Raw genomic sequence first — 8,211 nt, 5'->3', positions numbered from 1 at the left:
ATCTAAGAATTTTTCATAAGCAGTATCAATTGCTTTTTGAACACCTTCTACATCTGTAAAAGGTACACTCCCTACTACTTTCCCATCAAACGGTGATGTTACTTCTATTGTACTCATTTATTTTCCTTTTTTTTTAAATTTAATTTATATTTATTATTTTAGTTCGATACAAATTTTTTAGAATTTAAAGATAATGTATCAGGAGATAATCGATAGAGTCTTAAATTATCTATACAATAAGCTCCTTGTTTTTCATAAAATTTTATTGCTGATTTGTTCCAGTCTAAACAACCCCATTCTAGGTATTCACAACCTATATCTACAGAATACTTTGAAAGATAATGAAACATTATTTCCCCTAAACCTTTTCCCCTTACATGATCTTCTATAAAAAAAGCATCAATATAAAGTCCTTTTCGACCAGAAAAAGCGGAACTTTTTTGATGAAAATATGCAAAAGAAACTATCTCTTTTTTATAAATACCAAAAACTGCTTCCCCTAATTTTTCTTCTAATAATCTCTTTATACGTTCAGGTGTTGCTGTTATCAAATCTTCCATTTTTTGATATTTACCAAGTTTTTTCATAAAAGTCACAATTAATTGTGCGTCTTCTTTTGTTGCAATTTGTAAATCATAATCTGAATTTTTTGTAGAAATTAGATTTCCCACTTTATAATCCTTATCTAAAACTATTTACTTTTTGTTATTGCAATTAAACCAATAATAGTTATTGCAATTCCAATCAACCCTAGGGTATTAGGCAAGGATGCATTTAAAAAAAGCATTTCTCCACCTAGGGCAAAAAAAACTTGACTTGATTGTGTTGAATCTACAATCATTAATGTACTTGAAGTAGTAGCTTGAGATCTCGCATACAAAAAAAGTGAAGTAGCTAATATTCCTGAGATTATTGTAATGATAGCAACACTAATATATTGAGAAGTATTAGGTGCTACAGGATCAGATAAAAAGTAAAGAATTATCCAAAATGGGAAACTTCCTAGAACAAGTAAAAACACTTTTACAAAGCTATTGTTTATTACACCTAAGTCTTCTTTTTTTTCTTTCCTTTTTTTCTTTTCTTCCCATACCATTTGATTTCCAATTGGATAACAAAATGATGCTACAAATACAGGAATTGAACCTAAAAAAAGAGCTTCTAAATTACTACTTTCAAAATGGCTTAAATTTACTAAAATGATTCCTGTAAAAATAAATATGGTAAAAAACCAAATTTTTTTAGATAATTTTTTGCCAAAAAAAGTCAATACAAATAATGATGAAATTATTGTAATTTGCCATGTTGTAGCTACAATCCATGCAGGGGAAAAAGAAGCAGAATAACAAAGTAAAGAATAAAAACCTCCAAATCCAATGCTACCTGCTACTGTCCAAAATATAAAATTTCCTAAATATTCTTTGATAATTAATTTAAAATATGACATCCCTTTAAAAACTATAAATCCAAAAGTAAAAAATGCAATTGCATATACAAGTCTTAAACCACCAGAATAAAACCAGTGTCCTCCATCAAGGGAAATTGATCTATTTATTAAAAAAGTTACGGTAAAAAATAAAGAGGATAATAATCCAATGAAAAGTAAAAATGAGGGAGAGTGTTCATATTTTTTAAATTTGTTCAATATTTATCCTAAAAATGTTTTAAAAAAGTTATAAAGAGATTGTTCTTCTCCCTATAACTTTAAACTATGTATAAGTTTTTATTTTATACTTTGATAATCAGTAAGTCTAATGACAAAAACTGAACAATTTGCGTGTCTTATTACTCTTTCAGGAGTACTACTAATAAAATAGCTTCCAAGTCCTGGTTTTGTTGCCATCATAACAATTGCATCTGCTTTTATTCTTCTTGCTTCTTCAAGAATTTCTCTATGAGCAGAACCATCTCTAATATTAAAAGAGATTTTATCCTCTGGAAGTTTATGCTTTTGTGCAATTTTTTTTAGCTCAATATAAGCATCATGATTATAATGCTTTTCATTTTCTTCATCTAAAATAGGATAAACAGAACCATGTGCTCTATTTTCATTTACATATAGTAAAGATAGTTTTCCCACATCATCATTTAAAACTTCTAATGCTCCAGCAAAAAGTTTTTCATGGTTTTCTGTATAGTCAAGATGAAGTGGCACCAAAATTTTTTTAAACATCATTAGTCCTTTTACATTGATTTATCAAGTACTTTTTCCACAATATTAGTATCAACAATTTGGTTTTCACCTAATTTACTAAAACCGTGTTTTATAAGTAATGGGATAACTTTTTCTTTTACCTCTTTATCATCTGTATAATCAGAAATTTTTAAGTCAATATCTAATGACTTATATAATTCTTCTATTTTATTGATAATAATATCTGGGTCAGTTGTATCTATTCTAAATACATTTTCACCCATTTGTAATAGTTTCCCTGCCTTGTGCTCTTTTAATACTCTAAATAGATTTGGTTGAATAATAGCAAGGGTTCTTGCATGATCTATCCCATATAATCCAGTAAGTTCATGTCCTATATAGTGTGTAGCCCAATCTTGAGTAACCCCTGCACCAATAAGACCGTTAAATGCCTGATTTGCTAACCATAAAAGATTTGCATACCATAAATCATCTCTGTTATCAACACTATTAGCTAAAGTGATAAGACCTCTTAAAATACCTTCAGCATAATTATCTTGTGCTATCCTTCCTTGTTTATAAGTTAAATATTGTTCACAAGTATGAACAAAGGCATCCACAAGACCATTTTTAATTTGTCTATCATCTAAACTTTTTAATACACTAGGATCCATAACAGCAAATTTTGGAAAAGAGTGAACCGATCTAAAGAATCTTTTTTCTTTTGTTTGGGCTTTTGTGATAACTGACCCTGTATTTGATTCACTTCCTGTTGCAGCAAGAGTTACCACTGCTCCTATAGGTAAGGCTTTTTCTGAGATATATTTACCTTCTAAAATATCCCATCCATCACCTTCATAATAATAAGAGTGTGCAACATATTTTGCTCCATCAATAACAGAACCCCCACCAACAGCTAAGATAAAATCAATATCTTCATCTTTTGCTAGTTTTATTGCCTTATCAAGAGTCTCTTTTGTTGGGTTTGGTTCAACTCCACTAAATTCAAAAAAGTTGTATCCCTCTAAAGAGTTAATTACTTGATCATATACTCCATTTCTTTTTATACTTCCTCCGCCATATATAAATAATACTTTATTATCTTTTGGAATCAGTGAAGATATACTACTAATTTTACCTTGACCAAACTCAATTTGAGTAGGGTTTAAATATGAAAATTCCATTTGTTTCCTTCCTAAAATTTATTCAATTAATTTTTAGCCCATAACTTTATTTGGAAGCCAAAGAACAATCTCTGGGAAAAGCATACAAATAATAAGAACTGTTAAATTAACTAAAATAAATGGCGTAACTGATTTATAAATCTCACCCATTCCTACTTCTGGTGGCGCAATACCTTTTAAATAAAATAGTGCAAAACCATATGGAGGTGTTTGTACCGCAATTAAAATATTAATAATCATTAAAACACCAAACCAAATTGGGTCATAACCTAAAGCTACGGCAATAGGTGTAAATAATGGTGCACACATAAGAACAATAATAAATTCATCAATAATAAATCCAAGGAAAAGCATAATAAGTTGGAACATAATAATAATCATAATTGGAGGTAAATCCAATCCATGAGTAAAATCAGCGATCATCCCTTGAATACCCATTAATAAGTGGAAGTTACTAAATACAGATGCACCTAGAATAATCCACATAGCAACACTTACTAAAATACCTGTTTGAAGTCCAACTGTTCTCATCATCTCAAGTTTAAATCTTTTGAAGAATATTGCAAGTAAAATAGCACCTGCAACACCTAAAGCACCTGATTCTGTTGGAGTAGCAATACCACTAATGATACTTCCAAGAACAACAAAAATTAATCCAATAGATAAAAATCCATCTCTAAATACTTTAAGTTTTTCTTTCCCTTTTAGTTTTGGTAAACCAGGATTGTTTTCACTTAATAATGGAGCATTCTCAGGTTTAATAATAGAACTAACTATGATATAAGTAACAAGTAAAATGATTGTAATAAGTGCAGGAACCATAGCTCCAAGGAACATTCTTCCTACTGAGTTTTGAGTTGAAGCTGCAAACATAATCATTGGAATACTAGGTGGAATTAAAATACCTAAAGCTCCACCAGCCATAATTGTTCCAAGAGCTAGTCTTTTATTATATCCAGCATCAAGCATAGGTTTTAATGCAATACTACCAGAACTCATAATACCAGCTCCAATAATACCAACCATAGCTCCAATCATAGAGCAGATAAATACAACACTAATAGCTAAAGAACCTCTAATTCTACCAATAACCATCTGACTAGCTTTAAACATAGCATCACCAATACCAGAATGGGTTAAAAGTTGTCCCATATAGATATATAATGGAATAGCTAATAAAATAAAACTAAAAAAAGTTGCTTCAACGGTTGTTGGAATTACATTAAAAATTCCATCTCCCCAAGTATAATAACCTACCATCATTGCTATTCCACCAAGTGCTAAACCTACTGGTGCACCAAGTGCAAAGAAGATTAAAATAAAAAACAATAAAATAACAGTTAATAATTCAACACTAATCATTTTGCATATCCTTCTCAAGTAAAGGAGAACCTGTAAAAAGGTGATATCCCTCTTCAATAATATCTCTAATTAATTGAATGGCAAACACAGAACTTGCAACACATAGCATTAGCCAGAAGTGCCACATTACAGGTGCCCATTCACTTTGTCTTCTATAATCAAACTCTAAAGCCTCATTAAACTTTAATAAACCCATTTTAAAAACAATAACTAGGAAAAACACACCTAGTGAAAAAGAGATGATGTTGAAGATGTTTTTAACCTTAGGAGAAACTAATAAATATAAAATATCTACATTAATATGAGATCTTTTTTGTTGAGCATAAGCTCCTCCTAAAGCTGCTATATATCCAAATAGAAATAAGGATAAGTCATAAGCCCAAATTGTTGGTGCATCAAATAAATATCTTGCAACAACTTCGTAGGACACGATAAAGGCAAGTACGGGCATCAAAAATGATGCCCCCTTTCCTAACAACATTATAATCGTATCGATTGTAATGCAAAATTTTTGTAGGAATTTTTTTAACATAATAAAGCCTATTAATACCAGATTACTTAGCTTGTCTGTTTTTTAATACATCAATTAACTCTTTGCTGTATTTGTCTTTTGATGCATATTCATCCCAAAGACCAGCACCTGCTTTTGCCCATGCAGCTTTATCAGCTTCAGAAGGCTCTGGAGACCATTTTAAACCTTTTGCTTCCATTTGAGCAATTGCTTCAGATTCCCATTTTTTAGACATAGTTAATTGAGCTTTTGCATGAGCTACAGTTGCATCATAAACACCTTTTTTAGCTGCATCACTTAATTTATTCCATGCATTTCTATTAACAACGATTGGTAAAACTTGTGCACCAGCTAATGGTAATTTATACATATATTTTGCAACTTCAACGTGGTTTCCATCTCTGTGGTCAATCATGTTTGAACCAATAGAACCATCAATAACACCAGTTGCTAAACTTGTATAGATTTCACTCCAAGCTAATGAAACAGGAGAAGCACCTAAGTTTCTTAAGAATTTACCATATGCACCTGGAGCTCTAATTTTTAAACCTTGGAAATCAGCAACTGATTCAATTGGTTTTTTAGTAATAATATATACTGGTGGTTGAATATATGGCTCTAACCATACTAAACCTTGAGAACCGTATGCTTTTTTAAGAATTTTATCCCAACCATCTTCGTGGAAAAGTTTATATAAATCATCAGTATCTGCTGTACCACCTGGTAAACCAATTTCAACTACACCTGCAGGTAACTCACCAGCATGCATTGATTGAAATGGAGCTGCCATAGTAATAAGTCCAGATTTAGTAGCACCTAAAAGACCTGAAGTTCCAACACCTTCACCTGAGAATAGAACTTGAACTTTTACTTCACCATTTGTATTTTTTTCAATATCTTTAGCTAATTGTTGATATAAATCACCAAATGCTGTTCCTCTTCCATAAAGGTTTGAAAACCTCCAGTTTTGTGCTGCAGATGCAGTGTCAACAAGTCCCATAATACCTAATAATGCAACAATAGATGTTGTCATTAAACTTTTCTTTATACTCGAAAATAATTTCATTTTGTTTTCCTTTCCTAAATTTATTTTTTAATTAACCCTAAATTGGCAAACTCAAGTTTCTTATTTTTTAAGAAATACACCCCCTGTTTTAATTTAAATTAATTTTGTACTAAACTTTCAAATAAATCGATGAATTTGTCAATACCTTCATTTACTATTTCATCACTCATAGTTAAAGCAGGTAAGAATCTAATTACATTTGCATTAAATCCACAAGCTAAAAGAATAAGTCCATATTCTGCTGCTTTTGCAGTGATTGCTTTTGTAAGCTCTGCATTTGGATTTTCAATATCACCATCAATCATAAGTTCTAAAGCAATCATTGCCCCTTTATTTCTTACATCTGAAATTAATGCTGGGTATTTATCTTTTAATTCGTTTAATCTTCTATTGAAAATATCTCCAATTTGATTTGCTCTATTGATTAAATCTTCCTCTTCAATAATCTCTAATACTGCAAGTCCTGCTGCACAACCAACTGGAGAACCACCATATGTTCCACCTAATCCACCAGGGATTGGAGAATCCATAATTTCAGCTTTTCCAACTACTGCTGATAATGGATAACCACCAGCTATACCTTTTGCCATAGTCATTAAATCTGGTTCAATTCCAGCATATTCAATATTGAACATTTTCCCTGTTCTAGCAAATCCTGTTTGAATCTCATCAATAATTAATACAATTCCATTTTCATCACAAATTCTTCTAAGCTCTTGTAATAGTTCTACTGGAGTTTGGTAGAATCCACCTTCACCTTGAATTGGTTCAATAATAATTGCAGCAACATCTTCAGGTAAAATATCAACTTTAAATAGGTTTTTTAATGCAGTTAAAGTATCTTTAACGCTAGTACCATTAAGTTTTGTTGGATATGGTAAGTGATATATTTCAGCAGGAAATGGTCCAAATCCTTTTTTATAAGGCATAGTTTTCCCTGTAAGAGCCATAGTCATATTAGTTCTACCATGAAAACCACCATTAAATGCAATCACACCTCTTCTTCCTGTATGAGCTCTAGCAATTTTTACACAGTTTTCAACAGCTTCAGCACCAGTTGTTACAAAAATAGCTTTCTTTTCACTTTCCCCTGGAGCTAAGGCAGTTAATTTTTCAGCTAATTCAACAGCAACTTCATATGGGTTAACCATAACACATGTATGAGAAAAATTCTCAATTTGATTTTTTACAGCTTCAATAATTTTTGGATGTGAGTGTCCTGTATTACACACTGCGATTCCAGAACCGAAGTCAATAAATCTATTCCCTTCAACATCCCATACTTCTGCATTTTTAGCTTCTTTAACAAAGTTTGAATAAGCATTTCCTTGCCCTCTAGCAAAAACTTTGTTTTTTCTTTCTTGCAAATCTTTGTTAACCGTTTTTTTCATAGGAGTAACCATTTCTTTCCCTTATAATAAATTTATCTTTTTGTGCTTTTTTTATTTTTCAAATGATACATTTTCATCCAAAAGTTTATATCTACTTTTATAAAGCCTTTTGTATAAAAGAGTTCATGAAAATTACTTAACTATATGTTCTAAATTTTGTATGCGAACAATTCAGTTACTTAATTATTACGGAAAAGAGTAGTGAAAAAGTAACCATTTAAACACTTTTTTTATCTTTTTAAAATGCTTAAAAAAAAGCTTTTTTTGATAGTTTAAAAACTATACAAAGTACCAAATAATAGACAGTTGTGGTTACTTTTGAAAAATTAAGAATTGAGGGGTTTAAAAGTAGCCCTTAGTTTAATGGGCTACTATTAGTTTGTTTATTGTTAAAAACTCTTCTTTCGAAAACGCTTTCAATATCATCATGGATAATAGAGTCTCTGTCTAAGAAGATTAGTTTCTCTTTATCTAACTCTTTTACATTCTTTAATCCCATAACTGCTAATAAACTTTTCATACTTTTAAGAATATTGTTATGGTAGTTTTTTATGTAATCTGAG

At 30.7% G+C, this 8,211-nt stretch carries 8 protein-coding genes and 1 pseudogene; all 9 read right to left on the bottom strand.

What is annotated here, in order from left to right; translation table 11 throughout:
* Window positions 1-158 precede the first annotated feature (158 nt).
* Window positions 159-671, bottom strand: a complete 513-nt coding sequence (locus tag FDK22_RS15555; RefSeq protein WP_212745015.1) for a GNAT family N-acetyltransferase — start codon at window positions 669-671, stop codon at window positions 159-161.
* A gap of 20 nt (window positions 672-691) precedes the next feature.
* A complete protein-coding gene (locus FDK22_RS15550; protein ID WP_171013020.1) occupies window positions 692-1,645 on the bottom strand; it encodes a multidrug resistance efflux transporter family protein in 954 nt (317 codons plus the stop codon).
* A 78-nt stretch (window positions 1,646-1,723) separates the two neighbouring features.
* Entirely contained in the window at window positions 1,724-2,173 is a 450-nt protein-coding gene (locus FDK22_RS15545) for a universal stress protein (protein WP_171013019.1), read from the bottom strand.
* 11 nt (window positions 2,174-2,184) lie between these two features.
* Window positions 2,185-3,318, bottom strand: a complete 1,134-nt coding sequence (locus tag FDK22_RS15540) for an iron-containing alcohol dehydrogenase (protein WP_138153910.1) — start codon at window positions 3,316-3,318, stop codon at window positions 2,185-2,187.
* 33 nt (window positions 3,319-3,351) lie between these two features.
* Window positions 3,352-4,680, bottom strand: coding sequence for a TRAP transporter large permease (locus FDK22_RS15535; protein ID WP_228711740.1), 1,329 nt, complete (start codon window positions 4,678-4,680; stop codon window positions 3,352-3,354).
* Window positions 4,673-5,212: a TRAP transporter small permease subunit gene (locus tag FDK22_RS15530; protein ID WP_138153909.1), complete on the bottom strand. Its 540-nt coding sequence runs from the start codon at window positions 5,210-5,212 to the stop codon at window positions 4,673-4,675. The genes FDK22_RS15535 and FDK22_RS15530 overlap by 8 nt, the downstream gene beginning before the upstream one ends.
* A gap of 22 nt (window positions 5,213-5,234) precedes the next feature.
* The gene (locus FDK22_RS15525) at window positions 5,235-6,257 is read right to left on the bottom strand and encodes a TRAP transporter substrate-binding protein (protein ID WP_138153908.1); all 1,023 of its coding nucleotides are present in this window, start codon (window positions 6,255-6,257) and stop codon (window positions 5,235-5,237) included.
* A gap of 98 nt (window positions 6,258-6,355) precedes the next feature.
* A complete protein-coding gene (gene gabT / locus FDK22_RS15520; RefSeq protein ID WP_138153907.1) occupies window positions 6,356-7,648 on the bottom strand; it encodes a 4-aminobutyrate--2-oxoglutarate transaminase in 1,293 nt (430 codons plus the stop codon).
* A gap of 355 nt (window positions 7,649-8,003) precedes the next feature.
* Window positions 8,004-8,211: pseudogene (locus FDK22_RS15515) on the bottom strand (hypothetical protein); the annotation flags it as partial.

Source organism: Arcobacter arenosus (assembly GCF_005771535.1).
Lineage (GTDB): Bacteria > Campylobacterota > Campylobacteria > Campylobacterales > Arcobacteraceae > Halarcobacter > Halarcobacter arenosus.
The sequence above is the reverse complement of the archived record's forward strand: the minus strand, read 5'-3'. Positions and strand labels throughout refer to the sequence as shown.

Bases quoted from the DNA above. Each gene is read 5' to 3' on its own strand.
- FDK22_RS15545 (WP_171013019.1), bottom strand. From the start codon at position 2,173: ATGTTTAAAAAAATTTTGGTGCCACTTCATCTTGACTATACAGAAAAC.
- FDK22_RS15540 (WP_138153910.1), bottom strand. From the start codon at position 3,318: ATGGAATTTTCATATTTAAACCCTACTCAAATTGAGTTTGGTCAAGGT.
- FDK22_RS15535 (WP_228711740.1), bottom strand. From the start codon at position 4,680: ATGATTAGTGTTGAATTATTAACTGTTATTTTATTGTTTTTTATTTTA.
- FDK22_RS15530 (WP_138153909.1), bottom strand. From the start codon at position 5,212: ATGTTAAAAAAATTCCTACAAAAATTTTGCATTACAATCGATACGATT.
- FDK22_RS15525 (WP_138153908.1), bottom strand. From the start codon at position 6,257: ATGAAATTATTTTCGAGTATAAAGAAAAGTTTAATGACAACATCTATT.
- gabT (WP_138153907.1), bottom strand. From the start codon at position 7,648: ATGAAAAAAACGGTTAACAAAGATTTGCAAGAAAGAAAAAACAAAGTT.